A 235-nucleotide genomic window follows, 5' to 3' on the forward strand; every position below is an offset into this window, starting at 1 on the left:
GCGTGCAAGGCGCCGGCCGCCAGGCTGGGTATGGCCGCGAGGGTGTGAGCCGAATCGCTGATGATCTGGCCGTCGCGAATCTCGATGATGCGGTTGGCCCGCGCCGCCACTTCACGGTCGTGGGTAATCAGGATGACCACATGGCCCTGGCTCGCCAGTTCGTCGAGCAAGGCCATGACCTCCGCGCCGCTGTGGCTGTCGAGGGCGCCGGTGGGTTCATCGGCGAGGATGATAT

At 66.4% G+C, this 235-nt stretch carries 1 pseudogene; it reads right to left on the reverse strand.

Going from position 1 to position 235, the window contains the following annotated elements:
• Positions 1 to 235 (reverse strand): annotated as a pseudogene (locus tag AAEZ22_RS18650) (hypothetical protein); the annotation flags it as partial.

Origin of the sequence: Pseudoalteromonas sp. 20-MNA-CIBAN-0454, from assembly GCF_040308685.1 — a bacterium.
In the GTDB taxonomy this organism is placed as follows: domain Bacteria; phylum Pseudomonadota; class Gammaproteobacteria; order Enterobacterales; family Alteromonadaceae; genus Pseudoalteromonas; species Pseudoalteromonas nigrifaciens.